Here is a 26,176-nt window from a genome sequence, read left to right as displayed (position 1 = left end):
CTGGTTCAGGCCGTTTGCATTTCGGCGACGATCGCCTGGGCGGCGGCGCGGCGGTCGCGGGCGCCGACGATCGGGCGGGCGACGACGAGATGGCTGGCGCCGGCGCGCATCGCGTCTGCCGGCGTCATCACCCGTTTCTGGTCGCCATGTGCGGCACCGGCCGGGCGGATGCCCGGCGTCACCAGCGCCAGTTCCGGTCCGACGATCGCGCGCACGGCCGTCGCCTCGGTGGCTGCGCAGACGATGCCGCCCATGCCCGCTTCGCGCGCCTGGCGCGCGCGGCGTTCGACCAGCGCGCGGGCGTCGAAACCGTATCCGGCCTCGGTGAGGTCGCGATCGTCCATCGAGGTGAGCACGGTCACGCCGAGCAGGCACAGATCGCTGCCGGCGGCCGCCTCGACGGCGGCGCGCATCGCTTTGGGATAGGCGTGGACGGTGAGCATCGACACGCCCATCGCTGCCACGTTCTCGACGCCCTCGGCCACGGTGTTGTCGATGTCGAGCAGCTTCATGTCGAGAAATACGCTCTTGCCCGAGGCGACGAGATCGCGCGCCAGTTCGAGCCCGCCGGCGAACACAAGCCGATAGCCGATCTTGAAGAAGGAGACGACGCCGTCGAGCTCCGAAACCGCCTTTTCGGCCGTCGCCACATCCGGTAGGTCGAGCCCGACGATCAGTCTTTCGGCAACGTTGTTCGCGATCATCACATATCCACCCTTGTCGACAGCATCGAGGCCCGCTCGATCAGCGTGCGGCAGACCTTCTCCAGCATCTTGTGCTGGCGCTCGTTGTTCAGCCGCCCCTCTTCGTCGAAGGCATCGGCCGCGCCCGAGACCGAGCATTGCGGGGTGATGATCTCGGCCTGGCAATTCATCAACACGGCGCGCAGATGATAGAGGCCGCGCGCGCCGCCGAACTGGCCGTTGGACGACGAGCACAGGCCGACGACCTTGTTTTGATAAGGTTGCAGGGGCGCGGCGCCGTCCTTGCGGACCCGGCTGACCCAGTCGAGCGTGTTCTTGAGCAGCGGCGGGATCGAGGCATTGTATTCGGGACTGGCGATCAAAAGCCCGTCATGGGCTGAGAACAGGCGCGCGAGCTTGAGCGCGTTTTCGGGGATGCCCTTTTCCTTTTCCAGATCCTCATCCATGATCGGCAGCGGATAATCCTCCAGCGAAATACGAGTGACCTCCGCGCCCTGCAGGGCCAGTTCCTTCATGGCCGCGTCCGCGGTGCGGCCGCTGAACGCGCCGGTGCGGATCGAGCCCGCGAAAACGAGGATTCTTGCGGTCATGTCCAACTCTGTCGATTTCGGTTCCAGTCCGGGTATAGGGGATATGCGCGGCAAATCAATCGTGACGGCCGATGTCGGACCATTCGCCGACGGGTAGGGCGTCAACGGTCGGCGTGCGCAGCTTCGCGCGGCGCGCGACGCCGCTTTCGTCCTATCGCCGCCGGCCTTCGACGCCGGCCTGGCCGATCAGCGCGATCAAAATACCCGTCCTGACAAGCGCGTCGGGCAAAAACCGACGGAATCGCTGCATCGGATAGAGCGATAGGAAGCGTTGAGGGGCACCGGCCCGGGCCGGGTTTCTGGCGAAAGCGGCGGCCGGGTTCGGCTCAGCGATTGACCGAGCCGACGAACCGGTTGCGCTCGGCGTAGAGATTGACCCAGCGGCCGGTATGGTTGCTGGCCTGACGTTTCAAGAACCGGTAGCCGGTCTTGCTCCACGGGCGGATATCGTCGCGCAGATTGTCGAGAATGAAGTCGCCCTTGTCGGTGCGCACGGTCAAAACCGCGTGGCCCTCGCCGTCAGGCTTGCGCACCACGGTGATCAGCAGGTTGGTAAGCGACACGCCCTTGCCCTGCAGCAGGCGGCGCTTTTCAAGCACGTAATCCTCGCAATCGCCGACACCGTCGGGATAGCTCCACACCTCGTCCTTGCCGAAAATGTCGATGTCGTTCATCGGCTTGACGGCGCGGTTGACCGACACGTTCACGCGCGACAACGTCGACAACAAGTTCTTGGTGAGCCGCGCGGGACCGCGGTCGCGCATGGCGATGGAACATTCGCGCGGATTGGCCTTGCAGAACTCGTAATGGCCGATCGGCTGCGAGGTCAGGCTGCCGGTCACCATGGAATCGACCGGCTGCGCGGCGGCAGGCGCGAACGCCCCGGCCACGAGCAGTGCCGCGAGGATCAATGGCCGGAGTCCCAGCGTCGTCTTGCCATGCATCGGCTCGCCCCCTGCAGCCCGTGTCTTATCGTTAAGAAAAGGTTAAGAGGCTTGCACCGCCGCTGTCAATTCACGACACCGCCAATCCCAAGATCATGGTTACCATCCACAGGCGCCAGGGCACTGGCCCGGGCCGGTCAATCGCCGTCGACGCGCCCGCGGGTCTTCTTGATCGCCGAGCGGCCTGCCTTGGCCTTCAAACGGCGTTCAACCGCCCCTTTCGACGGCCGCGTCTTCTTGCGTGGCGGCGGCGGCGGTTCGGCGGCGCGGGCGACGAGCGCGAGCAGGCGCTGGCGCGCATCCTCGCGATTGCGCTCCTGGGTCCTGAACCGGCCGGCCTCGATGACGATCACGCCGTCCTTGGTGGCGCGCTGGCCGGCCAACTTCAGAAGGCGATCGCGTACTTGATCCGGCAGGCCGCGCGCATTGCGCACGTCGAACCGCAATTGGACCGCCGTGGCGACCTTGTTGACGTTCTGGCCGCCCGGGCCGGAGGAGCGGATGAAATGCTCCTCGAGTTCGGCCTCGCCGACCGTCACGCCGGACGCGATCGAAAAAACCTCTTCGCCGGCCATACTCTTCTCCTGGGGTCCGGCCCCGACTTGCGGCGCGGTTTAGCAAGGAGAGCCTTCGTCGTTTTGCCGAACCCGCCACAGCACACACATGCCGCGCCGCAGCCAAAAAGAAAAGGCCCGGCGCGAGGCCGGGCCGATATCGGAACGGGAAACCCTCCCGGAACCGTTATTCGGCCGCCACCTGAACCTGCGGCGCTGCGCTGCGCACGCCGGCGTCGACATGGGCCTCGAACTTGGCGAAATTGTCGATGAACATGCCGACCAGCTTGGCGGCCTGCCGGTCATAGGCGGCCTGGTCGGCCCAGGTCGCGCGCGGATCGAGAATGGCGGCGTCGACGTCGGGCACGGCAACCGGCACCTCGAAGCCGAAATTCGGATCGGTGCGGAACTCGCAGGCGTTGAGCGAGCCCTCCAGCGCCGCCGTCAGCAGCGCGCGCGTGGCCTTGATGGGCATGCGCGAACCGGTGCCGTAGGCGCCGCCGGTCCAGCCGGTGTTGACCAGCCAGCAATCGACGCCGTGACGGGCGATCAGCTCACGCAGGAGATTGCCGTATTCGGCCGGATGGCGCGGCATGAAGGGGGCGCCGAAGCAGGTGGAGAAGGTCGCTTCCGGCTCGGTCACGCCCTTTTCGGTGCCGGCGACCTTGGCGGTGTAGCCGGACAGGAAATGATACATCGCCTGGGCCGGCGACAGCCGGGCGATCGGCGGCAGAATGCCGAACGCGTCGGCCGTCAGCATGATGATGTTTTGCGGATGGCCGGCGCGGCCGCTGTCGCTGGCATTGGGGATGAAATGCAGCGGATAGGCGCAGCGCGTATTTTCGGTCAGCGACCCGTCGTCGAAATCGGGAACGCGGTTCTCGTCCAAAACGACGTTTTCGAGCACGGTGCCGAAACGGCGCGTCGTGGCGAAGATTTCCGGTTCGGCGGCGGCCGACAGGCGGATGGTCTTGGCGTAGCAGCCGCCCTCGAAATTGAAGATGCCGTCCTCGCCCCAGCCATGTTCGTCGTCGCCGATCAGCGTGCGACGCGGGTCGGCCGAGAGCGTGGTCTTGCCGGTGCCCGACAGTCCGAAAAACACCGCCGCGTCGCCGTCGGGGCCGACATTGGCCGAGCAGTGCATCGGCATGACGCCGCCATTTGGGAGCAGATAGTTGAGCACCGTGAACACCGACTTCTTCATTTCGCCGGCATAGGAGGTGCCGCCGATCAGCACGATCATGCGGCTGAGATCGACCGCGATCACCGTCTCGCCGCGGGTGCCGTGGCGCGCCGGGTCGGCGCGGAACGAAGGGAGGTCGATAATGGTCAGTTTCGGCTCGAACGTGTCGAGCGCCGCACGGTCGGGGCGGATCAGAAGATTGCGGATGAACAGCGAATGCCACGCATATTCGGTCACGACCCTGGTCGGGAGCCTGTTTTCAGGATCCGCGCCACCGGCAAGGTCCTGCACGAACAGGTCTCGGTCCTCGACCTGGGCCTGGAAATCGGCCAGCAGAAGATCGAACTGCTCGGGCGTGATGGCGTTGTTGTTGTCCCACCACACATGCGGCTCGCTGGCGGCATCGCGCACGACGACCTTGTCCTTGGCGGAACGGCCGGTGTGCTGGCCGGTCAGGGCAACGAGCGCGCCATGCGCGGTCAGCCGGGCCTCGCCGCGGCGCAACGCCTCCTCGTAGAGCTCGGCTTCGCAGAGATTGTAGTGGGCGGCCCCCGCCTTGCCGAGCCCGATAGTGTCGATCCCGCAACGGGGATTGCGCTTGCCGATCTCTCGCATTCGTTCCGCTCCCTGGCGTCCTTTTTTGCGTTGGTTCGCACGCCGATGCGCTAACCTCGACCCGGCAAGCATCGGCCAAAGGTCACAAACAGAAAAGCCTTTTTGTTTCAAATCATTAATCGATTTAAATTTTTTGAAATTTTCTTAAATCGTTTAAAAACGGTTTGCCTGTTGAAAAAGGGTTAAATTTTTCCACCCTTGGCGACGCGTCATGCACAGGCAATGCGGCGGCCGCGCGGTCGCGCATGTGACACGACCTTCGATCTGTGCCACATTTTGTACCCAATTTGTCCGCCTATAGCCCTTTCCGGAAGCAGGAAGGGACGCCCGCTTATGAGGGATACGTTTGACATGGCAACGATCGCGCTCGTCGACGATGACCGCAACATCCTGACTTCGGTCTCCATCGCCCTGGAATCGGAGGGCTATCGCGTGGAAACCTATACTGACGGAGCGTCCGCGCTCGACGGCTTTTCCGCCCGCCCGCCCAATCTCGCCATTCTCGACATCAAGATGCCGCGCATGGACGGAATGGAACTGCTGCGCCGGCTGCGGCAGAAATCGGACATGCCGGTGATCTTCCTGACGTCGAAGGATGACGAGATCGACGAACTGTTCGGCCTCAAGATGGGCGCCGACGACTTCATCCGCAAACCATTCTCGCAGCGCCTGCTGGTCGAGCGGGTCAAGGCGGTGCTGCGCCGCGCCAACGCGCGCGAAGCCGCCGCCAAATCGCCCGGCACCCAGACGAAGTCGCTCGAGCGCGGACAGCTCGTCATGGATCAGGAGCGCCACACCTGCACCTGGAAGGGCGAACCGGTCATCCTGACGGTGACCGAGTTCCTGATCCTGCATTCGCTGGCCCAGCGTCCCGGCGTGGTCAAGAGTCGTGACGCGCTGATGGATTCGGCCTATGACGAACAGGTCTATGTTGACGACCGCACGATCGACAGCCACATCAAGCGCCTCAGGAAGAAGTTCAAGGTGGTCGATCAGGAATTCGACATGATCGAAACGCTTTATGGTGTTGGATACCGCTTCCGCGAGGCGTGAAACTGGGACAGGCGTCGGGTGGAACCCGGCAACAGATGGTGGCCGAAACCGAACGCAAACGGACAGGCACGGCAAGAAGCAGTCCATCCGTCGTCGGATGGCTGACCGTGCCCCTGCGCCGGTTTCTGGGCCATCACATCTTTTCCAGCCTGACCCGGCGCATCCTGTTTCTCAATCTCGCCGCGCTCGGTGTGCTCGTTCTTGGCATTCTTTACCTGAACCAGTTCCGCGACGGGCTGATCGAGGCGCGGGTCGAAAGCCTGATGACCCAGGGCGAGATCATCGCCGCCGCCGTCGCCGCCTCCGCCACGGTCGAGACCGACGCAATCAGCATCGACCCGGAAAAACTGCTCGAACTGCAGGCCGGCGAAAGCCTGGCGCCGGGTACCGACCAGCTCGACAGCCTCGAATTCCCCATCAATCCCGAGCTGGTCGCGCCCCTTCTGCGCCGTTTGATCTCGCCAACGCGCACCCGCGCGCGGATTTATGATCGTGACGCCAACCTGCTTCTGGATTCGCGTCATCTCTATTCGCGCGGCCAGATCCTGCGCTACGACCTGCCGCCGCTCGAGGAGGCCGAGCCGGATTTCTTCGACCGCGTCGAAAAGTTCATCTCCGATTTCTTCCGCCGCAGCGACCTGCCGCTTTATCGCGAACAGCCGGGCGGCAACGGAGCGGCCTATCCGGAGGTGATGCGGGCGCTGATCGGCACGCCCGGCTTTGTCGTGCGCATCAGCGAACAGGGCGAGATGATCGTGTCGGTGGCCGTGCCCGTCCAACGCTTCCGCGCCGTTCTGGGCGTACTTTTGTTGTCGACCCAGGGCGGCGACATCGACAAGATCGTCGCCGACGAGCGCAAGGCCATCTTCCGCGTTTTCGGCGTCGCCGCGCTGGTGACCGCGATTTTGTCGATGCTGCTCGCCTCCACGATCGCCAATCCGCTGCGGCGGCTGTCGGCGGCGGCGGTGCGCGTGCGGCGCGGGGTGAGGAGCCGCGAGGAAATTCCCGACTTTTCCGAGCGGCAGGACGAGATCGGCAATTTGTCGATCGCGCTGCGCGATATGACAAAGGCGCTTTACGCCCGCATCGATGCGATCGAGAGTTTCGCCGCCGACGTCTCGCATGAACTCAAGAACCCGCTGACCTCGCTGCGCAGCGCGGTCGAGACGCTGCCGCTGGCTCGCAACGAGGATTCACGCAGCCGGCTGCTGGCGATTATCCAGCACGACGTGCGCCGGCTCGACCGCCTGATCACCGATATTTCCGATGCCTCCCGGCTCGACGCCGAACTCGCGCGCGCCGATGCCGCGCCGCTCGACCTGCAGAAGTTCCTGACCGAGCTCGTCGCGGCCGCCGGCGCGCATACGCGTGACAAGAAACAGGTCGCAATCGAATTCCGTATCGCCAAGGCCGGCCAGAACGGGCGCGGTTTCCTGGTCAACGGCCACGATCTCCGGCTCGGCCAGGTCTTCACCAACCTGCTCGAAAATGCCCGCTCCTTCGTGCCGGACGAGGGCGGACGCGTCCAGTTGACGCTCGCGCGCAGCGCCCGCAACATCATCGTCACCATCGACGACAACGGACCGGGAATCCGCGCCGAGAACATCGATCGCATCTTCGAGCGGTTTTACACCGACCGGCCGCAGGGCGAGGCGTTTGGGCAGAATTCGGGGCTCGGCCTGTCGATCAGCCGGCAGATCGTCGAGGCCCATGGCGGCACGCTGACCGCCGAAAACATCCCCGGAAGCAAATCCGGCGACGTGCGCGGCGCGCGCTTCATCGTCAAGCTGCCCGCCGAAGTTTGAGGAAAACACCCGTGACCGGCCGATGAAAAACGTTCATGCAAGCGGGCTTGTCATCGGCGACCGCGGCGTGATCGTGATGGGGCCGTCTGGGGCCGGTAAATCGACGCTGGCGCTTGCCCTCGTGGCGCGCTGCCGGGCGAGCGGCGTGCCGGCCCGGCTTGTCGGCGACGACCGGCTCTTGCTTCGTCGGCACGGCTCCAGGGTGGTGGCGCGGGTGCCCGACACGATCGCCGGGCTGGCCGAAATTTACGGATATGGCCCGATCGCGGAGGCACATGAACAGGCGGCGGTGATCGATTTGTGCGTCAGGCTGATGCCGGCGCGGGACGTGCCGCGCCTCGACCCCGGCGGCGCGGAGCTGGTGGAGGAGGTCGAAATCGCCGCGCTCATCGCCGCCGAGCGTGCCGCCACCGCCGCGATACCGGCCATTCTCGCCCGGCTGGAAGCGCTCGGCCGGTCAAAGACTGGTTGCGACGAAACGCGCGCCTGAGCGCTGCGGCCTGTCGGCGCGGGCGGACATCATCGCCGTGCCGGCGGCGCCGGATCGACACGGGAACGGACAGTACTGCTGACGACGAATATCGTTGCCTTTCAATTCGTTACAGGGAATTTTCCGAGGCGAACGGCATTCGTAGGAGCCGATTTGATTCCCGTCCTCCCGCCACGCCGAACCACTGAAAACGGTCGGAGTTCGCCATCGTTTCCCGTGTTTTTCGCCCGCGCGAACCCGTTTTCGGCCATATTGATCGGACGTGATCCGACATTTGGGCTTGTCAAAGGCCGGCCCGTCGACAAGATAGCGCACCTGCCGCCGGGTTGGCGGGCGACGAAAATGTAGAACAGATGCGCTCCGATCCAGGGAGCGCTGACGGGAGCGAAGCATTCATGATCGGAGTCGTGCTGGTCACGCACGGTCGCCTTGCCGAAGAATTCCGGCATGCCGTCGAACATGTCGTCGGGTCCCAGGACGCTTTCGAGACCGTACCCATCGAAGCCGACGACGATATCGAACTGCGTCGACAGGACATCGTCGAGGCCGTCGCGAGGGTCGATGACGGCGCCGGCGTGGTCATCCTCACCGACATGTTCGGCGGCACGCCGTCCAACCTCGCCATCTCGGTGATGGAGCCCGGGCGCATCGAGGTGATCGCGGGCATGAACCTGCCCATGCTGATCAAGCTCACCAGCGTGCGCGCCAATAACGACATGGCCGCGGCGCTGGAAGGCGCCCAGGCCGCCGGGCGCAAATATATCAACGTGGCGAGCCGGGTCCTGAACGGCAAATGACGACGACGCGCGAAGACATGATCGTGCGCGACCTCGAGATCGTCAACAAGCGCGGTCTGCACGCACGCGCCTCGGCGCGCTTCGTCCAGCTCGCCGGCAGTTTCGAGGCGGAGGTGACGGTGGAAAAGGACGGCGTTTCGGTCGGCGGCACCTCGATCATGGGACTGATGATGCTGGCGGCGAGCCCCGGCTGCAGCATTCGCGTCACCGCAACCGGCGCTGACGCGGCACGGGCCATGGCGGCGCTGGAAACGCTGATCGCCAACCGCTTCGGCGAGGATATATGAGGGCAACGCCGTGATGCCCGTCGCGATCCCTGGCGGACGACCGGACGGGCACACCGCATATGCACAGATAAAGATTTCCTTATATCCTGTTGTGAGGCTTTCGCCGATCTGCTAGACAGCGCCCCGTCGGGCAGGGCGCACCCGCGCCCGCAGGCGCTCGTCGTGCGGTCTGAACCAACCGGATCCGCAGCGTGCCGCGGCACATGCGCCGGTCGGTAACGGCCGCGCCCGCCCCGCGCACCGTCCGACGAGAGTTCGAATGACCGGCCGGCTTATTCATCACCGCCGCCGGCTGCCGCGCAGCGAAGACATCAGGAGTAATGCGATGACAGAAAAACTGGATTACAAGGTCGCGGATATCGCGCTGGCGGACTGGGGCCGCAAGGAGATCGATATCGCCGAAACCGAAATGCCGGGTCTGATGGCGTGCCGGGAGGAATTCGGCGAGGCGCGGCCGCTGAAAGGCGCGCGCATCACCGGTTCGCTGCACATGACGATCCAGACGGCCGTGCTGATCGAAACGCTGCAGGCGCTGGGCGCGGAGGTCCGCTGGGCCTCGTGCAACATCTTCTCGACCCAGGATCACGCCGCCGCCGCCATCGCGGCCACCGGCACGCCGGTCTTCGCCATCAAGGGCGAAACGCTCGAGGACTATTGGAATTATTCCGACGCGATCTTCCAGTGGCCGGACGGCGAACCGTCCAACATGATCCTCGACGACGGCGGTGACGCCACCATGTATATCCTGATCGGCGCGCGCGCCGAGGCCGGTGAGGACGTTCTGTCGAAGCCCGGCAACGAGGAAGAGGAAATCCTCTTCAAGCAGATCAAGAAACGCATGGCCGAAACGCCCGGTTTCTTCACCCGCCAGCGCGACGCCATCAAGGGCGTGACGGAAGAGACGACCACCGGCGTGAACCGGCTCTACCAGCTGCAGAAGAAGGGGCTGCTGCCCTTCCCCGCCATCAACGTCAACGATTCGGTCACCAAGTCGAAATTCGACAACAAATATGGCTGCAAGGAATCGCTGGTCGACGGCATTCGCCGCGCCACCGACGTGATGATGGCTGGCAAGGTTGCCGTGGTCTGCGGTTATGGCGATGTCGGCAAGGGCTCCGCCGCCTCGCTGCGCGGCGCCGGCGCCCGCGTCAAGGTGACCGAGGTCGACCCGATCTGCGCGCTGCAGGCCTCGATGGACGGTTTCGAGGTCGTGACGCTCGACCAGGCCGCGCCGACCGCCGATATCGTGATCACCACGACCGGCAACAAGGACGTGATCACCATCGATCACATGCGCAAGATGAAGGATATGGCCATCGTCGGCAATATCGGCCATTTCGACAACGAGATTCAGATCGCTGCGTTGCGCAACCTGAAATGGACCAACATCAAGCCGCAGGTCGACATGATCGAGTTTCCCGGCGGCAACCGCATCCTGCTTCTGTCGGAAGGGCGCCTGCTCAATCTCGGCAACGCCACCGGCCATCCGAGCTTCGTGATGTCGGCCTCGTTCACCAACCAGGTGCTCGCTCAGATCGAGCTGTGGACCAAGGGGGCGAACTACCAGAACGAGGTCTATGTGCTCCCTAAGCACCTGGACGAGAAGGTGGCGCGCCTGCATCTCGACAAGCTCGGCGCGACATTGACAACGCTGTCGGACGACCAGGCGAGCTATATCGGGGTGACACCGACAGGTCCGTTCAAGCCTGAACACTACAGATATTGATCTAGCGGACCAACAACACAAGATATTGATGCCGGGCGGTTGACAAACCGCCCGGCATTACTTTTGTCGCACGCCCTTCTTCACGCCGATTCGCTTGGCCGGTACAGTGACGTGATTCGCCATGATGGCGCGCCCGGGACGGGGCATTGCCGACGATGCGGCCGGGCGGCCATGGCGTTCACGCGGCGGAGAGGAAAAGGGAATGCGAGGACAAGGCCCGCAGGATTCGGGGATCAGCGGGCATGACAAGCGAGCCAGGACAGCAGACCGACCGGATTACGCAGGCAGCCGGCGGGTGCGCTTGCGCATTGCGGCGGGCGCCGGGCTGGCCTGCTATCTGTCGTCGACGATCCTCGCGCGCGCCCAGGATATTCCCAAAGCCGGGTTCGACGCTTTCGGAGACACGGCATTCGGCGCGTCCGAGGTGATCCAGATCGCCACCTTCGCCGGCGTGATGGGCGCCGCGATGGTGTCGGCTATATGGCTCATTCGAGAGCGTGGCCGCATCGCCGCCGAAAATCTCGTGCTGCGGGAGCGGATCGCGGAGCTGAACGCGGCGGTGCAGCGCGCCGAAGCGATGCTGACCACCAAGGACCAAAGAACCGTGGTGTGGTCGGGCGAACGACACAAGCCGGACCTTGTCGGCACTCTGTCGGCTGCTCCCGGCGTTCCCGACGAGCGCAGTTCCTTCCTGGCCTTCGGACGCTGGCTGACGGCGCGCTCGGCCGCCATGCTCGATAATGCGATCGCCGCGCTGCGCGAAACCGGAACATCCTTCGATCTTGTCGTGGAGGCGCAGTCGGGCACCTTGCTGGAGGTGCTGGGCCGTAAATCGACTTCGCACGCGATCGTGCGTTTTCTGTCGCTGACCCGCCGGCAGACGGAGCATGCCGCGCTCAAGGCCGACCATGCCGCGCTGGCGGTCGACCACGAGGCCGTACTGGCGCTGGTCGCCAGTCTCGACATGCCATTCTGGCTGCGTAGCGAGACCGGCCGGTTGCGCACCGTCAACGCGGCCTATGCCGCGGCGGTGGATTGCGACACGCCCGACGCAGCGATTGCCCAGGGCAAGGAACTGCTGGCGACCCAGGCGCGGGAAAACATAGCGCGGCAACACCTGACCGAACCGGCATTGCACCGGAATCTTCCCGCCGTCGTCGACGGGGACCGCAGGCTTTATTCCGTGACCAGCGTTTGCGCCAATGGCGTGGCCGCCGGCCTGGCGGTCGACAAGAGTGATATCGAGGCGCTGCGGGCCGAGTATGAACGCACCGTCAAAAGCCACGCCGAAACGCTCGACCAGCTTTCGACGGCGGTCGCAATCTACGACGCCGACCAGAAGCTGCGCTTCTTCAACCAGGCCTTCCAGAAATTGTGGGAACTCGACAGTGCCTTCCTGGAGGCGCGGCCCGACAACACCATGTTTCTCGACCGCCTGCGCAGTGACGGCAAACTCGCCGAGCAACCGGAATGGCGGCGCTGGAAGGAAAACCTGCTATCGGCCTACCGGGCCGTGGAGCCGCAGGAACATTGGTGGCACATCCCCGACGGGCGCACGATCCGCGTCGTCGCCAGCGCGCATCCGCAAGGCGGCGTGACCTGGGTGTTCGAGAACATGACCGAGCGCTTCGACCTGGAGAGCCGGTACAATGCGGCCGTGCGCGTCCAGGGCGAAACGCTCGACAATCTCGCCGAAGGGGTTGCCGTTTTCGGGCCTGACGGACGCGTCAGGCTGTTCAATCCGGCCTTCATCGCGCTGTGGCGCCTCGACGGGGCCGAAATCGGCACCAACACCCATATCGCCAAGATCCGCGACGCGTGCGAGCGAAACTGCCCGCAAAGTCCGTGGACCGACTTCGTCGCCGCCGTGACCGGTTTCGACGACGAACGGCTCGAAACGCACGGCAAAACGGAACTCGTCGACGGCACGATCCTGTCCTATGCGATGATCCCGCTGCCCAACGGGCAGGTCATGACGACCTTCGTCGACGTGACCGACGGCGTGAACTTCGAACGCGCGCTGCAGGACAAGAACGAGGCGCTGCAGAAAGCCGACCAGCTCAAGAACGACTTCGTGCAGCACGTCTCCTACGAATTGCGGTCTCCGCTGACCAACATTATCGGCTTCACCGAATTGCTGATGATGCCCGATACGGGTCCCCTCAACGAGCGCCAGCGCGATTATGTCGACCATATCGCCTCCTCCTCCTCGGTGCTGTTGACGATCGTCAACGACATACTCGACCTGGCTACGGTCGACGCCGGCATCATGCAGCTCGAGATCGGCGAGGTGCAGGTCACACGCATCGTCGGCGAGGCGGCCGAACTGATCGGCGAAAAGCTGCGCGAACACCAGATCGCGATCGCGGTCGACACCAAGGAGGCACCGCCGAGCCTGCATGCCGACGAGAACAGGCTGCGTCAGATCCTGTTCAATCTTTTGTCCAACGCCGCCAATTACGCCCCCGAGCGCAGCACGATCGCGCTCACGTGCCGGATGACCGGCGACCAGGTCGAATTCCGCGTCCATGACGACGGACCCGGCATGCCGCCGGAAATCCTCGATGCCGCCTTCGAGCGCTTCGAGCCCCATGCCAATGGCGGCCGCCGCCGTGGCGCCGGCCTCGGCCTGTCGATCGTCAAGAGCTTTGTCGAGTTGCATGGCGGCTCGGTCGAGATCGACACCGGCGAAGCGCGCGGCACCACCGTCACCTGCCGCTTTCCGGTCGCGCCGAAAGGGGTACGGGCGGCAGCGGAGTAAAGGCGGTTGCGTATCGTCCTGCCCGACGAGGCGGCCACGGTTCGATTGGGTGAAAACCTCGCCATGGCACTTACGCCCGGAGACGTCGTGCGGCTGCAAGGCGACCTCGGCGCCGGCAAGACGGCGCTGGCACGCGCGATCATTCGCGCCGTCGCCGCCGAGGCGGATCTCGAGGTTCCCTCGCCAACCTTCACGCTGGTGCAAAGCTACGCGCTGCGCTTCGATCTGCACCATTGCGACCTCTACCGGCTGGCCGCGCCGGACGAACTCGACGAACTCGGCTTCGACGAGCTGGCCGAGACCGGGGTGGTGCTGGTCGAATGGCCCGAGCGCGCCGGCGACCGTCTCGACGGGGCCGCGTTGACGGTGCGGCTCGACCATCATGGCGACGGGCGGCTGGCGACGATCGACGGCGCAGCAGGTGCGATGGCGCGGCTCGCCCGTTCGCTGGCGGCACGGCGTTTCCTTGATAAGGCCGGCCGGGGTGCCGCCCATCGGCACCATTTGCAGGGCGACGCCTCCTACCGCACCTACGAGACCGTGACGGCCGGCGGCGAGCGCACCATCCTCATGAACGCGCCCGAGCAACCGGCCGGGCCGCCGCTCAGGGACGGCCGCTCATACAATCAGATCGCGCACCGGGCCTTGTCGGTCACGCCGTTCGTGGCGATGGCGAACGCCCTGCGCGCGCGCGGGTTCTGCGCGCCGCGCATCGAGGCCGCCGATCTCGACGAGGGTTTCCTGCTGCTCGAGCATCTGGGAACCGGCCGGTTCCTGTCGGAGGCCGGCGAACCGGTGGCGGAGCGCTATTTTGAGGCCGCGCGCCTGCTCGCCGCGCTGCACGACAAAGCCTGGCCGGACAGCCTGCCGGTCGCCGGCCGCGCGCCCTACCGCGTCCCGCCCTACGATCGCGATGCTTTGATGATCGAGGCGGAGCTTTTTATCGACTGGTATGCGCCGCATGTGCTCGGCCGGGCCGCCGACGCGGCGCTGAAGGCGCGTTTCGCAGCCGCCTGGAACACGGTATTCGACACGATCCGGGACGCCGAAACCGGCATCGTCCTGCGCGACTTTCATTCGCCCAATTTCGTCTGGCGGGCAGAACGGCAGGGCTTCGACCGGATCGGGCTGCTCGATTTCCAGGATGCGCTGATCGGCCCGACGGCCTACGACCTCGCATCGCTGGCCCAGGATGCGCGCGTGACGATCCCCGAGGGGCTGGAGCGGCAGATCGTGTCGGCCTATTGTGCGGCCAGGCAATCGGCCGGGCCGTTCGACGCGCAGCGGCTGGAACGGGATTTCGCGGTCATGGCGGCGCAGCGCAACTCAAAAATTCTCGGCATCTTCGTGCGCCTCGACCGCGGCGAAGGCAAGGCCGGCTACCTGCGCCACCTGCCGCGCATCCGGACCTATCTCGAGCGCGCGCTGCGTCACCCCGCCCTGGCGCCCGTCGCCGCCTTCTACCGCGACAACGCGCTTTTGGACGAGGCCGCGCCATGAGCACGGTCCCCGCCACCGCGATGGTGCTTTCGGCCGGGCTCGGCCTGCGCCTGCGCCCGATCACCGAAACCCTGCCGAAACCGCTGGTGAAAATCGGCGGCAAGGCGATGCTCGACCGGGCGCTCGACGCGCTGGCCGAGGCCGGCACCACGACCGCCGTGGTCAACGTCCACCATCTGGGCGTCCGCATCATCGACCATGTCGCCGCGCGGCAACGGCCGAAAACGCTGATATCGGACGAACGCGCCGTGCTGCTCGATTCGGCCGGCGGCATCGTCAAGGCGCTGCCGCTGCTGGGAGCCCAGCCGTTTTTCGTCGTCAATTCCGACACGTTCTGGATCGACCAGGGTCAATCCAACCTCGTCCGGCTGGCCGCCGCCTGGGACGAGGACCGCATGGACATCCTTTTGATGCTCGCCGACCCGGCGCTCGCGGTTGGCCATAGCGGCGGCGCCGATTTCTCGGTCGACAAGTCCGGGCGGCTGCAGCGGGCGCGCGGGGCGCCGGACGGAGCCATCTATGCCGGGGCGGCGATCCTTCATCCACGCATCTTCGCGGGCGCGACAGCCGAGCCGCATTCGCTCAATCGCTATTTCGACCAGGCGATCGCCCGGGGCCGACTGTTCGGACAGCACCTCGCCGGCCGCTGGATCACGGTCGGCACACCCGAGGCGATTGCGCTCGCCGAGGCCGCGCTGGAAGCGGCGATGGCGGAGGCCGAGGCGCGGTGAGAACCGCGCCGCGCCTCTATTCGATCCCCCCCGGCGCGGCCTTTCTGCCGACCTTGGCCGAAGCCCTGTTGAACGGCACGCTGGTCGAGGATTTCGTCTTCGGCGGCGATCCGCTGACGCTCGCCGACGTGACCCTCTACGTGCCGACACGCCGGGCAGCGCGCGCGCTGCGCAGCACCTTCGTCGACCGACTCGGCTCCGGCTCGGCGATCCTGCCGGTCATCCGACCGCTCGGCGATTTCGACGAGGACGCCGCCCTGTTCGACGAACAGGGCGCGGCCGGGCTCGACCTCGCCCCGCCGATCGCGCCGATGGAACGCCTGCTGGCGCTCGCGCCGCTTGCGCAGGCCTGGAAAAGACGGCTGCCGGCCCATGTCGCCGCCCTGTTCGAGGAGGAGATCACGGTACCGGCCTCGATGGCCGACGCGATCTGGCTGGCGCGCGACCTCGCCGCCTTGATGGACGAAATCGAGACCGAGGACGCGGACTGGAGCGCGCTCGCCTCGCTGGCCGGCGGCGATCTCGCCGCCTGGTGGCAGGTGACGCTGGAATTTCTCGAAATCGTCACCACGGCCTGGCCGCGGGCGCTTAAAGAGCGGGACCGCGCCAACCCGGCCGCGCACCGCAACGCCCTGATCGACGCCGAAGCCCGGCGGCTTGCCGCCGCGCCGCCGCGCGGGCCGGTGATCGCCGCCGGCTCGACCGGTTCCATTCCGGCCACCGCGCGCTTGTTGTCGGCGGTCGCCCGCCTGCCGCGTGGCGCTGTGGTGCTGCCCGGCCTCGATCCGGCGCTCGACGAGCGGTCGTGGAACGCGATCGGCGACCCGCGCCAGCCGGGCTCGGCCTTCGGCCACCCGCAATACGGGTTGAAGAAGCTGCTCGCCACCATCGGCGCGGGGCGGCACGACGTGGCCGAGATCGGCCAAGCACCGCCGGCGCTGGCCGCACGGGCGCGGATCGTCAACGAAGCGCTGCGGCCGGCAGAAACCACCGATGCCTGGATTGACGGCCGCGCGACGGTCGAGGCCGGGCTCGCGGCCGGCGCGCTCGACGAGGTGGTGCTGGTGGAAGCGGCGCACGAACGCGAGGAAGGGCTCGCCGCGGCGATCGCGCTGCGCCGGGGTCTGGCTGAGGGCGCGAACCATGTCGCGCTCGTCACCGGCGACCGGGCGCTCGCCCGCCGGGTCGTCTCGGAATTGTCGCGCTTCAACATCACGGCAGACGATTCCGGTGGCGCCCTTCTGGCGCGCGCCATGCCCGGCCAGTTCCTGACCGACCTCGTCGCCGCCGTGTTTTCTCCCGGCGACCCGGTGCCGCTGCTGGCATTGTTCAAACATCCACTGTTCCGGCTCGGCCGCGACCGCGCCACGGCGCGCCGGCTCGGCGAGCTGATCGAACTGGTGGCGCTGCGCGGCGGCACCGGGCGTCCCGACATCGCCACGCTCGCCGCGCTGTTCGACCGCCGCCTCGACGATTTCGCCGCCGACCCACGCAAGCCATACTGGCTCGCCCGGCTCGGCGCCAGCGACATCGAGGCCGCGCGCGGCCTGCTCGCAGAGCTCGCCGAGGTCGTCGCGCCGCTTGCCGCGCGACGCCGGTCCGAAGAGACCGGTGTGGCCGAGATCGCCCGGCTGACCGTCGAGCTTCTGGAACGGCTGGCGCGCGACGATACCGGCGATCTCGTCGCGCTTTACGGCGGCGACGCCGGCGAGGCGCTGGCCGGCTTCCTGCGCGGGTTGACCGAAAATACCGCCGAAATCGCCTTTGACGGCACGGAATGGCCGGCGATCCTCGCGGCCCTGATCGCGCCGGAAACGGTCAAGCCGTCCATGGCCGGCGACAGCCGCGTGTCGATCTGGGGCGCGCTGGAGGCGCGGCTGCAATCGGTCGATCTCATGGTGGTCGCCGGCCTCAACGAGGGGGTGTGGCCGGCCGGCGCCCAGGCCGACCGTTTCATGTCGCGGATGATGAAGGCCGGGCTTTCGCTCGAGCCGCCCGAACGCCGGATCGGGCTTGCCGCGCATGATTTCGTCATGGCCGCCGGGTCCCCGAAACTGGTGCTGACCCGCGCCGCGCGCCAGGGCGACGCGCCCTCGGTGCCGTCGCGCTGGCTGCAACGGCTGCTGGCCGTGATCGGTCCCGACGAGGCCGCGCGCCTGCGGGAACGCGGCGCCGCCTTGACCGGCTGGGCACGCGCGCTCGACACCGGCCCCGACATCGCCTTCGTGCCGCGTCCGGCGCCGACGCCGCCGCTCGACACGCGGCCGCGACGGTTCTCGGTCACCGAGGTCGAGACGCTGCGGCGCGACCCCTATGCGATCTATGCCAAGCGCATCCTGAGACTGGAACCGCTGCAACCCTTGCTGCGCGATCCGGGCGCGGCCGAACGCGGCACGCTGTTTCACGACATCCTGCACCGCTTCACCGAGACCGGCGCCGACCCGCACGCCAGCGACGCGGCCGAACGGCTCGTCGCGGTCGCGCGGCGCTGCTTCGCCGAGGCCGGCCTGCCGGCCGATGTCGAGGCGGTCTGGTGGCCGCGCTTCAGCGCCATGGCGGAAAACCTCATCGCCTTCGAACGGGCGCGGGCAGGCGCCATCGCGGCCGCCCATGCCGAGCTCAAAGCCGAGCCGCAGATTATCGGCGTCACCGGAGCGCATCTGTCGGGCCGCGCCGACCGGATCGACGTTCTTATCGACGGACGGGCCGACATCCTCGACTACAAGACCGGCTCCGGTCCCTCGCGCGGCCAGGCCCACACGCTGGTCTCGCCGCAGCTTGCGCTCGAAGCCGCGCTTCTGGAGCGCGGCGCGTTCGCAGCAATCGGACCCTGCGCGCCGGCCGATCTCGCCTATGTGCGGCTGAGGCCGAACGGCGCGGTCGAGACCGAATCGATCCTCACCTATAAACGCCAGACGCGCGGCGCGCCGGAATTGGCCACGGAGGCCTGGCAGCGGCTCGAACGGCTGGTCGCGCATTATCAGGAGCCGGCCAACGGCTATCTGTCGCGCGCGCTGCCGTTCCGGGAGGGCGACACGGATGGCGACTACGACCATCTCGCCCGGGTGCTCGAATGGTCGGCCGGCGGCGATGGCGGCGACGACGGCGGGGATGAGGCATGAGCGGATCGCGGACTATTCCCGCCGACACGCTGGCGAACCAGGCGCTGGCATCCGATCCCGGCCTGTCGGCCTGGGTTTCGGCCAATGCCGGCTCGGGCAAGACGCATGTGCTGTCGCGCCGGGTGATGCGGCTTCTGCTCGAAGGGGTCGACCCCGCCCGCATCCTGTGCCTGACCTATACCAAGGCGGCGGCGGCCAACATGGCGACCCGGGTGTTTGCCGATCTCGGCCGCTGGGCGACGCTCGACGACGGCACGCTTGCTTCCGAAATCGAGGCGCTGGAGCAGAAGCGGCCCGATAAAGGGCGGGTGCGGCTGGCGCGCCGGCTTTTCGCGCGGGCGCTGGAAACGCCGGGCGGGCTGAAGATCCAGACTATCCATGCTTTTTGCGAGGCGCTTTTGCACCGCTTCCCGCTCGAGGCCAACATTGCCGGCCATTTCGAGCTGCTCGACGGGCGCATGGAGCAGGCGCTGGTTGCCGAGGCGAGGCGCGACCTGCTCGCCGGCGTCAGCGATGGCGACGATGCCGGCATCGCCGAGGCGTTCGCCACCGTGCTCGCGGCCGGCGGCGAACACGGGCTGGAAACGCTTTTGAACGAAATCGTCGGCAAGCGCGACGCGCTCAGGCGCTTCATCGCCGCGATCGGCGGCGACGGCGGCGTTTTCGCCGACCTCCTGGAGGAGTTCGGCTTTTCGGGCGACGAGGACGAGGCCGGCATCATCGCCGCTTCCTGGCCGGACGCTTATTTCGACGCCGGGCTCGCCGCCCGCTTCGGGGCGGTCGCGCGCGAAGCAAAGAAGAAGACCGCGGAGGCGTTCGCCGCCGGGCTGGCCGCCGCCTGCGCGGCGCCCCCCATTGAGGGCTTTTCTGCCGCGCGCGCGCTGTTTTTGAATGAAAAGAAGGCCGGCATGGCCGAACCCCGCCCGACCGAACGTATCCTGGCCAAGGGCGTGGCTGAGTATTTCCCGGAGTTTGCGAGCGAATTCGCGCGCGCCGCCGACTGTATCGCCGCCGCCGCCGACCGGCTTTCCACCTGGCGCATGGTCGCGCGCAGCCGCGCCGCGCTGACGCTGGCCGACTGGCTGATCGCTCGCTACGAGCGGTTGAAATCGGCGCGCGGCTTTCTCGACTTCAACGATTTGATCACGCGCACGGTGTGGCTGTTGTCGCGCACGGATGTCGGCGCCTGGGTGCAATACAGGCTTGACCAGGGCATCGACCACATCCTCGTCGACGAGGCGCAGGACACCAGTCCCGACCAGTGGCAGGTGGTGGCGCGGCTGACCGAGGATTTCTTCGCCGGCGCGGGCGCCAGAAGCGAGACGAACCGCACCATCTTCGCCGTCGGCGACGAAAAGCAGTCGATCTATTCCTTCCAGGGCGCCGAGCCGGAGGCCTTCGAGCGCTACAAACGCGAATTCTCGCGCCGGGTGGAAAGCGCCGGCGGTCGTTTCGCACCGGTGACGCTCGCCCATTCCTTCCGCTCGACCGAGGACGTGCTGGCCGCCGTCGACCAGGTGTTCGCCGTCGAGGAGGCTCGCGCCGGCCTGACCCGCGATCCCGAGCCGATCGAGCATAAGGCGATCCGCGTCGGCGAGCCCGGCCATGTCGAATTGTGGGACCAGATCGCGCCCGAACAGGTCGAGGAGCCGGAGGACTGGACCGAACCGGTCGACCATGCCTCGGCGCCGGCGGCGCGGCTGGCCGAGATCGTCGCCGACACGGTCGCACACTGGCTGAAGACCGGCGAGGTCATCGAAGGCCGTGGCCGGCCGGTGACGCCGGGCGACGTTCTCGTTCTGGTGCGCAAGCGCGACCGGTTCATCAATGCGCTGTCGCGGGCGCTGAAGAACCGCGAGATCGCGGTCGCCGGCGCCGACCGGCTCAACCTGCGCGCCCATATCGCGGTGCAGGACATGATGGCGCTCGCCCGCTTCGTCCTGCAGCCGCAGGACGACCTGTCGCTGGCCACGCTGCTGAAGAGCCCGGTCTTCGGCCTCGACGAGGAGGCGCTTTACGCGCTTGCGGCCGATCGCGGCCCGGCGCGCTCGCTTTACGGCGCGCTGCGCGCACGCGCGGATGCCGAACCGCGCTGGCAGGCGATCGCCGCCGACCTGGCGCGCTGGCGCGGCGAGGCCGACACCGGCTCGGTGTTCGCCTTCTTCGCCGCGATCCTGGCGCGCGACGGCGTGCGCCGCAAGATGGTGCGCCGGCTGGGCCATGAGGCCGGCGACATACTCGACGAGTTCCTGAATTTCTGCCTGGCCGCCGAACAGGCCGGCACGAACGGGCTGGAAGCCTTTCTGGCGACGCTGGAAAACGCCGGTCCCGACATACGCCGCGAAATGGACCAGGCGCGCGACGAGGTCCGCATCATGACCGTGCACGCTTCCAAGGGACTGGAAGCGCCGATCGTCATCCTGGTCGACAACGGCGCGGCGCCGTTTTCGGACAGCCATCTGCCGCGACTGATGCCGTTCCGCTCGCAAAAACGGCTGTGGGCCGATGACGGGTTCGTATGGCGCTCCGGCGCCGACACCGCCAATCGCCGGACCAGGGCGATAGCCGACGGCATCGCGCACCGGGCGCGCGAGGAATATCGGCGGCTGCTTTATGTCGGCATGACCAGGGCGGAGGACAGGCTGATCATCTGCGGCTATCGCGGCGTGCGCGCGCCGCAGGACGGCATCTGGCACACACTGGCGCAAGCCGCCTTCGCCACCGGGCCCGTCATCGCCGCCCAACATCCGGTCGCCGAGCTGGGCGTGCGGCGGTTCCGCGTCACGCACCAGCGCGCGGCGCCGGACGTCACAGCTGAGGCAATCGAAGAACCGAAGGCACCGGACCTGCCCGGTTTTCTCACCGAAGCGCTGCCGCCACCGCCCGCCTTGCCGCGCCCGCTCTCGCCTTCGGGGACGGGGCTTTTGATCGAGGCGGGGCGCGAGGAGGGGGTGCGCGACGCCTCGCCGGTGCTTGCGCCGGCCGGCGCGGCATCGCCGGCGGCGCGGCGCGGCACCGCGATCCACCGCCTGCTGCAGATGCTGCCGGCCGCTCCTCCAGATGCGCGCGAAGCGGCCGCGCGCCGCTATCTCGACCGGTTCGGTGCCGACTGGCCGGCGGCAGAGCGCGAGAGCGCGTGGCGCTCGGTGCGCGACATTCTCGAAAATCCCGATTTCGCGCCGGTATTCGCGACCGGTTCGCGCGCCGAAGTGGCGCTGATGGGCACATTGCGCTTCGGCGCGGTGGAGCGCGCCGTTTCGGGCAAGATCGACCGGCTGGCGGTCACCGACAAAAACGTGCTGATCGTCGACTACAAGACCAACCGGCCGCCGCCAACGACGCTGGAGACAGTGCCGCCGGCCTATCTCGCCCAGCTCGCGCTCTACCGCGCCCTGCTGCAGCCGCTTTATGCCGGCCGCAGCGTCGAGGCCGCCCTCTTGTTCACCGAAGCGCCCGCGCTCGTCCGGGTGCCGGACGCCGCGCTGGACGAAGCCCTTGCCCGACTCACGCCGGCGTGAGACAAACGCCGCTTGACGGGCGTGGCGCCGATCCCCACATGCAGCCCGAAACGATTGATCAAGGAGATCGCGATGTCCCCTCTCACGACGGACAAGGACAATTTCAAGACCGACGTGCTCGAGTCAGCCGAACCGGTCGTGGTCGATTTCTGGGCCGAGTGGTGCGGCCCGTGCAAGATGATCGCGCCGTCGCTGGAGGAAATCTCCAAGGAAATGGCCGGCAAGGTGAAGGTCGCCAAGGTCAATATCGACGAGAACCCGGAACTGGCCGCCCAGTTCGGCGTCCGTTCGATCCCGACCTTGATGCTGTTCAAGGGCGGTGAAGTGGCCGACATCAAGGTCGGCGCGGCGCCGAAGACCGCGCTGTCGGCCTGGATCGACAACGCGGTCGCGTAACCGGATCCGAACGCAGACGAAAAGCCCGGCCGCCGCGCCGGGGTTTTTTGTTGCCGGGCGCAGGGTCGGCTCCGCCGGGCCGGAGGCAGCCTGGTGCCGCGGATGCGGACGCGGCGGGGCCGTGCCGGCTACCGGTGGCCGCGGTCGAAATATGATGCGGCCTATTGCGGCGGGGTGCCGTTTTCGGCCAGCACTTCCCCGATCAGATAAAGCGATCCGCAAATCAGGATGCGCGGCGGCGGTTCGGCATCGTCCCATGTCGCGCGCAAGAGCTTCAGCGCGTCGGCCGGCGAATGGATCGGCTCGGCCGACAGCCCGGCCTCGTTGGCTCGCACGGCAAGCTCCGCATTGGGCACGCCGGCCTCGGTATTGTTGACCGGCACCGTAAAAACGTGTCGCGCCATGCCCGCGAAGGCGCGAAAATAGTTCACCTGGTCCTTGGTGTTGAGCATGCCGCAGATCAGGAAAAGCGGGCGCGAATGCCGGTCTTCCTGCTCGGCCAGCGTCTCGGCTATCACCGCCGCCGCGCCGGGATTGTGGCCGCCGTCGATCCACAGTTCCGATCCTTCGGGCGCCAGCGCGGCCATCAGCCCGTCGCCCAGGCGCTGCAGGCGGCCCGGCCAGCGCACGCTGGTCATGGCGCGTTCGACATCGCCGGTGCTGATCGGAAACCCGGCCGCCTTGACCGCCGCGATCGCGGCGGCGGCGTTGGCGAGCTGGTGTCGGCCGGCAAGCCCCGGCATCGGCAGGTCCATCAGGCCGTCCTCGTCCTGGTAAACCATGCGGCCATGTTCTGACATGGCCAGGAAATCCTGGCCGTAGATGAAACAGGGCGCGTCCAGCCTCTCGGCGGTCGACACGATCACCTCGCGCACCGTGTCGGAATCCTGATGACCGACCACGACCGGCACGCCGGCCTTGATGATCCCAGCCTTCTCCACCGCGATCAGCTCGACGCGGTCGCCCAGATAGGATTCGTGGTCGAGCGAGATCGGCATGATGACCGATACCGCCGGCCGCTCGATCATGTTGGTGGCGTCGAAGCGACCGCCGAGACCGACTTCGAGGATCGCGACATCGGCGGGATGTTCGCAAAACAGCAGGAAGCCGACGGCGGTCAGGATCTCGAAGACGGTGATCTTGTCGCCGGCATTGGCCTCCGCGACCCGTTTGACCGCGTCGGCGAGCACGTCGTCTGCCACCAGGCGTCCGCCGCCCGGCGCCCCCAGCCGATAGCGCTCGTGCCAGTTGACGAGATGCGGCGAGGTATGGACATGCGTCGTCAGCCCCGCTTCCTCGATCAGCGCGCGCGCGAAGGCGGCTGCCGAGCCCTTGCCGTTGGTGCCGGCGATGTGGATCACCGGCGGCAGACGGCGATGCGGATTGCCGAGCCGGTCGAGCAGCCGTGCGATACGCCCCAGCGACAGGTCGAACCCTTTCGGGTGAAGCGTGGACAGCCGCGCGATCTCGCGGTCGGCCTTGCTGGTCAAAATCTGCATATCCCTTCCAAGATCATGGCTGGGTGGGTTGAGTCCGATGGTGATGCTGTCTGGCGCAGGCCATCATCCCCGTCGAAACCGGCACCCGTTTTTTTAGGCTCATGCCGCAACGCGGTTCGTCCGCGCGGCGCCGGCCCGACATCCGCGAGTTAGGCGCGGGGCTGTTCCTCGGGCGTTTCCGGCAGCGGCGCTGCCGGTTCTGCCTGCGCCATCACCTGTTCCTGCGGCGCATGGACCAGGATTTTGAGCAGGCGCGCGATGGTGGGCTTGAGTTCCGTGCGCGGCACGACCATGTCGACCATGCCGTGCTCCATCAGATATTCGGCCCGCTGGAAACCCTCGGGCAGTTTCTCGCGAATGGTCTGCGCGATCACTCTCGGCCCGGCAAAGCCGATCAGGGCGCCGGGCTCGGCGATATGGACGTCGCCGATCATCGCGTAGGAGGCGGTGACGCCGCCCGTCGTCGGATTGGTGAGCACCACCAGATAGGGCAGCCCGGCCTCCTTCAGACGATCGACCGCGATCGTGGTGCGCGGCAATTGCATCAGCGACAGAATGCCCTCCTGCATGCGCGCCCCGCCCGAGGCGGCGAACAGGACGAGCGGGCGCTTCATCTCGAGGGCGGTCTCCAGCGCGTGGATGATCGCCTCGCCGGCGGCCATGCCGAGAGAGCCGCCCATGAAGGCGAAGTCCTGGACGACGGCGACGATCGGCAGTCCCTCGATGGTTCCGGTCGCGCCGAGCACGGTGTCGTCCATGCCGGTCTTGGCGCGGTTTTCACGCAGCCGGTCGGTATAACGCTTCTCGTCGCGGAATTTCAGCGGATCGGTGGCGACCTTCGGGTTTCCAAGCGCCTCGAACCGGCCATCGTCAAAGAAGAATTTCAACCGCTGGCGCGCCGAAATCTTCATGTGATGGCCGGACGAAGGGATCACCCATTGATTGTCCTCAAGATCCTTGTGAAAGACCATCTCGCCGGTTTCGGGACATTTGATCCACAAATTCTCCGGCATGTCGCGCCGGCCGAGCATGGAATTGATCTTGGGCCGGACGTAGTTGGTGATCCAGTTCATCGGTCGGTCTCCGCGTTCAGGAGAAGATGGGGCCGTCGGTCCGCCGTCGCAAGACATCGTCGCGGCGGCGTTCTTCAGGGGTACGGCCGGGGCGGGCCCGGCTTTCGGCGGGAATTCGGACGCGCTCAGCCAGCGTTTGCGCTCACAGCCTCAAGGAAAGCTTCGATCAAGGCAACATCCTTCTGGCCGGGTGCGCTCTCGACCCCGGACGACACGTCGATGCCCGGCGGAGAGAGCAGGCGCAGCGCCTCGCCGATATTGGCTTTGTTGAGGCCGCCTGAAAGCATGTAGTCGACGGACGGGTCAAGCCCGGCCAGCACCCGCCAGTCGAAGGCAACGCCGTTGCCGCCGGGAAGCGCGGAGCCTTTAGGGGGCTTGGCGTCGAACAGGAACCGGTCGGCGATGCCGCGATAGGCCTCGACGGGGTCGAGGTCGGCGGACGCGCTCACCGAAAACGCCTTCATCACCGGCAGGCCGTGCCGTGCCCTGACCGCGGCCACGCGCTCAGGCGTTTCGCGCCCGTGCAATTGCAGCATGTCGGGCTCCATCGCCGCTACGATGGCGTCGAGCGTGGCGTCGTCGGCGTCGACGGCCACGGCCACGGCCAGGGCGCGCCCGCGCGCCGCGCGCCGCAGACCGCCCGCCGTGCCAGGGTCGACATGGCGCGGGCTCTTGTCGAAAAAGATGAAGCCGACATGGCTGGCGCCGCCCGCCAGCGCGGCGGCGACCGCTTCGGCCGTGCTCAATCCGCAGATCTTGATATCCATTTTCCCGCAATACCCCCGCCACATGCCAATGTCGAGGCGCGCGCCACAGGCGCCGTGACGG

The 26,176-nt window shown here is 66.9% G+C and carries 20 protein-coding genes; 12 read left to right on the top strand and 8 right to left on the bottom strand.

Annotation, left to right across the window (positions count from 1 at the left end; genetic code table 11):
* Nucleotides 1–5 precede the first annotated feature (5 nt).
* The 5 genes from pyrF to GN330_RS06350 form a co-directional block, all read right to left on the bottom strand.
* Nucleotides 6–704, bottom strand: coding sequence for an orotidine-5'-phosphate decarboxylase (pyrF, locus tag GN330_RS06370; RefSeq protein WP_156711767.1), 699 nt, complete (start codon nucleotides 702–704; stop codon nucleotides 6–8).
* Nucleotides 704–1,294, bottom strand: coding sequence for an NADPH-dependent FMN reductase (locus GN330_RS06365; protein ID WP_156711766.1), 591 nt, complete (start codon nucleotides 1,292–1,294; stop codon nucleotides 704–706). Before GN330_RS06365 ends, pyrF begins: the two co-directional genes overlap by 1 nt.
* 326 nt (nucleotides 1,295–1,620) lie before the next feature.
* Nucleotides 1,621–2,238, bottom strand: a complete 618-nt coding sequence (locus GN330_RS06360; RefSeq protein WP_246188511.1) for a transglutaminase-like cysteine peptidase — start codon at nucleotides 2,236–2,238, stop codon at nucleotides 1,621–1,623.
* 137 nt (nucleotides 2,239–2,375) lie between these two features.
* The gene (gene arfB / locus GN330_RS06355; protein WP_156711765.1) at nucleotides 2,376–2,813 is read right to left on the bottom strand and encodes an alternative ribosome rescue aminoacyl-tRNA hydrolase ArfB; all 438 of its coding nucleotides are present in this window, start codon (nucleotides 2,811–2,813) and stop codon (nucleotides 2,376–2,378) included.
* A gap of 166 nt (nucleotides 2,814–2,979) precedes the next feature.
* Nucleotides 2,980–4,590 carry a phosphoenolpyruvate carboxykinase gene (locus GN330_RS06350; RefSeq protein ID WP_156711764.1) on the bottom strand — a complete coding sequence of 537 codons (1,611 nt, stop codon included), beginning with the start codon at nucleotides 4,588–4,590 and terminating at the stop codon, nucleotides 2,980–2,982.
* Between the two features lie 351 nt (nucleotides 4,591–4,941).
* Between GN330_RS06350 and GN330_RS06345 the strand changes: the two genes are divergently transcribed.
* The 12 genes from GN330_RS06345 to trxA all read left to right on the top strand — a co-directional run bounded on the left by GN330_RS06345 (nucleotide 4,942) and on the right by trxA (nucleotide 22,776).
* Entirely contained in the window at nucleotides 4,942–5,643 is a 702-nt protein-coding gene (locus GN330_RS06345; protein WP_156711763.1) for a response regulator transcription factor, read from the top strand.
* A gap of 35 nt (nucleotides 5,644–5,678) precedes the next feature.
* The gene (locus GN330_RS06340) at nucleotides 5,679–7,448 is read left to right on the top strand and encodes a sensor histidine kinase (protein ID WP_156711762.1); all 1,770 of its coding nucleotides are present in this window, start codon (nucleotides 5,679–5,681) and stop codon (nucleotides 7,446–7,448) included.
* Between the two features lie 22 nt (nucleotides 7,449–7,470).
* Complete coding sequence (locus GN330_RS06335; RefSeq protein ID WP_156711761.1) at nucleotides 7,471–7,938, top strand: HPr kinase/phosphorylase; 468 nt, start codon at nucleotides 7,471–7,473, stop codon at nucleotides 7,936–7,938.
* A gap of 395 nt (nucleotides 7,939–8,333) precedes the next feature.
* Nucleotides 8,334–8,735 (top strand): PTS sugar transporter subunit IIA, encoded by a 402-nt coding sequence (locus GN330_RS06330; protein WP_156711760.1) that lies wholly within the window; start codon nucleotides 8,334–8,336, stop codon nucleotides 8,733–8,735.
* Nucleotides 8,732–9,022 (top strand): HPr family phosphocarrier protein, encoded by a 291-nt coding sequence (locus GN330_RS06325; protein WP_156711759.1) that lies wholly within the window; start codon nucleotides 8,732–8,734, stop codon nucleotides 9,020–9,022. The genes GN330_RS06330 and GN330_RS06325 overlap by 4 nt, the downstream gene beginning before the upstream one ends.
* A gap of 325 nt (nucleotides 9,023–9,347) precedes the next feature.
* Nucleotides 9,348–10,748, top strand: coding sequence for an adenosylhomocysteinase (gene ahcY, locus GN330_RS06320; protein WP_156711758.1), 1,401 nt, complete (start codon nucleotides 9,348–9,350; stop codon nucleotides 10,746–10,748).
* Between the two features lie 202 nt (nucleotides 10,749–10,950).
* Nucleotides 10,951–13,509 (top strand): sensor histidine kinase, encoded by a 2,559-nt coding sequence (locus GN330_RS06315; protein WP_156711757.1) that lies wholly within the window; start codon nucleotides 10,951–10,953, stop codon nucleotides 13,507–13,509.
* A 6-nt stretch (nucleotides 13,510–13,515) separates the two neighbouring features.
* Nucleotides 13,516–15,009, top strand: coding sequence for a tRNA (adenosine(37)-N6)-threonylcarbamoyltransferase complex ATPase subunit type 1 TsaE (gene tsaE / locus GN330_RS06310; RefSeq protein WP_281349365.1), 1,494 nt, complete (start codon nucleotides 13,516–13,518; stop codon nucleotides 15,007–15,009).
* Nucleotides 15,006–15,740, top strand: coding sequence for a nucleotidyltransferase family protein (locus tag GN330_RS06305; RefSeq protein ID WP_156711756.1), 735 nt, complete (start codon nucleotides 15,006–15,008; stop codon nucleotides 15,738–15,740). Before tsaE ends, GN330_RS06305 begins: the two co-directional genes overlap by 4 nt.
* Nucleotides 15,737–18,862, top strand: a complete 3,126-nt coding sequence (addB, locus tag GN330_RS06300) for a double-strand break repair protein AddB (protein ID WP_343040325.1) — start codon at nucleotides 15,737–15,739, stop codon at nucleotides 18,860–18,862. Before GN330_RS06305 ends, addB begins: the two co-directional genes overlap by 4 nt.
* Complete coding sequence (gene addA, locus GN330_RS06295) at nucleotides 18,859–22,380, top strand: double-strand break repair helicase AddA (protein WP_156711754.1); 3,522 nt, start codon at nucleotides 18,859–18,861, stop codon at nucleotides 22,378–22,380. Before addB ends, addA begins: the two co-directional genes overlap by 4 nt.
* A 72-nt stretch (nucleotides 22,381–22,452) precedes the next feature.
* On the top strand, nucleotides 22,453–22,776 hold the full coding sequence (gene trxA, locus GN330_RS06290) for a thioredoxin (protein WP_156711753.1): 324 nt from the start codon (nucleotides 22,453–22,455) through the stop codon (nucleotides 22,774–22,776).
* 161 nt (nucleotides 22,777–22,937) lie between these two features.
* Here trxA and GN330_RS06285 read toward each other — a convergent pair whose 3' ends face one another.
* From GN330_RS06285 to GN330_RS06275, 3 genes are all read right to left on the bottom strand, one after another.
* Nucleotides 22,938–24,269: a bifunctional folylpolyglutamate synthase/dihydrofolate synthase gene (locus tag GN330_RS06285; RefSeq protein ID WP_343040368.1), complete on the bottom strand. Its 1,332-nt coding sequence runs from the start codon at nucleotides 24,267–24,269 to the stop codon at nucleotides 22,938–22,940.
* 155 nt (nucleotides 24,270–24,424) lie between these two features.
* On the bottom strand, nucleotides 24,425–25,348 hold the full coding sequence (gene accD / locus GN330_RS06280; protein ID WP_156711751.1) for an acetyl-CoA carboxylase, carboxyltransferase subunit beta: 924 nt from the start codon (nucleotides 25,346–25,348) through the stop codon (nucleotides 24,425–24,427).
* A gap of 125 nt (nucleotides 25,349–25,473) precedes the next feature.
* Nucleotides 25,474–26,115 carry a phosphoribosylanthranilate isomerase gene (locus GN330_RS06275; protein ID WP_156711750.1) on the bottom strand — a complete coding sequence of 214 codons (642 nt, stop codon included), beginning with the start codon at nucleotides 26,113–26,115 and terminating at the stop codon, nucleotides 25,474–25,476.
* Nucleotides 26,116–26,176: the final 61 nt, after the last annotated feature.

This window comes from Nitratireductor arenosus (assembly GCF_009742725.1).
Lineage (GTDB): Bacteria > Pseudomonadota > Alphaproteobacteria > Rhizobiales > Rhizobiaceae > Mangrovimarina > Mangrovimarina arenosa.
The sequence above is the reverse complement of the archived record's forward strand: the minus strand, read 5'-3'. Positions and strand labels throughout refer to the sequence as shown.

Coding starts and splice junctions, on each gene's coding strand:
- pyrF (WP_156711767.1), bottom strand. CDS start 704: ATGATCGCGAACAACGTTGCCGAAAGACTGATCGTCGGGCTCGACCTA.
- GN330_RS06365 (WP_156711766.1), bottom strand. CDS start 1,294: ATGACCGCAAGAATCCTCGTTTTCGCGGGCTCGATCCGCACCGGCGCG.
- GN330_RS06360 (WP_246188511.1), bottom strand. CDS start 2,238: ATGCATGGCAAGACGACGCTGGGACTCCGGCCATTGATCCTCGCGGCA.
- arfB (WP_156711765.1), bottom strand. CDS start 2,813: ATGGCCGGCGAAGAGGTTTTTTCGATCGCGTCCGGCGTGACGGTCGGC.
- GN330_RS06350 (WP_156711764.1), bottom strand. CDS start 4,590: ATGCGAGAGATCGGCAAGCGCAATCCCCGTTGCGGGATCGACACTATC.
- GN330_RS06345 (WP_156711763.1), top strand. CDS start 4,942: ATGGCAACGATCGCGCTCGTCGACGATGACCGCAACATCCTGACTTCG.
- GN330_RS06340 (WP_156711762.1), top strand. CDS start 5,679: ATGGTGGCCGAAACCGAACGCAAACGGACAGGCACGGCAAGAAGCAGT.
- GN330_RS06335 (WP_156711761.1), top strand. CDS start 7,471: ATGAAAAACGTTCATGCAAGCGGGCTTGTCATCGGCGACCGCGGCGTG.
- GN330_RS06330 (WP_156711760.1), top strand. CDS start 8,334: ATGATCGGAGTCGTGCTGGTCACGCACGGTCGCCTTGCCGAAGAATTC.
- GN330_RS06325 (WP_156711759.1), top strand. CDS start 8,732: ATGACGACGACGCGCGAAGACATGATCGTGCGCGACCTCGAGATCGTC.
- ahcY (WP_156711758.1), top strand. CDS start 9,348: ATGACAGAAAAACTGGATTACAAGGTCGCGGATATCGCGCTGGCGGAC.
- GN330_RS06315 (WP_156711757.1), top strand. CDS start 10,951: ATGCGAGGACAAGGCCCGCAGGATTCGGGGATCAGCGGGCATGACAAG.
- GN330_RS06305 (WP_156711756.1), top strand. CDS start 15,006: ATGAGCACGGTCCCCGCCACCGCGATGGTGCTTTCGGCCGGGCTCGGC.
- addA (WP_156711754.1), top strand. CDS start 18,859: ATGAGCGGATCGCGGACTATTCCCGCCGACACGCTGGCGAACCAGGCG.
- trxA (WP_156711753.1), top strand. CDS start 22,453: ATGTCCCCTCTCACGACGGACAAGGACAATTTCAAGACCGACGTGCTC.
- accD (WP_156711751.1), bottom strand. CDS start 25,348: ATGAACTGGATCACCAACTACGTCCGGCCCAAGATCAATTCCATGCTC.
- GN330_RS06275 (WP_156711750.1), bottom strand. CDS start 26,115: ATGGATATCAAGATCTGCGGATTGAGCACGGCCGAAGCGGTCGCCGCC.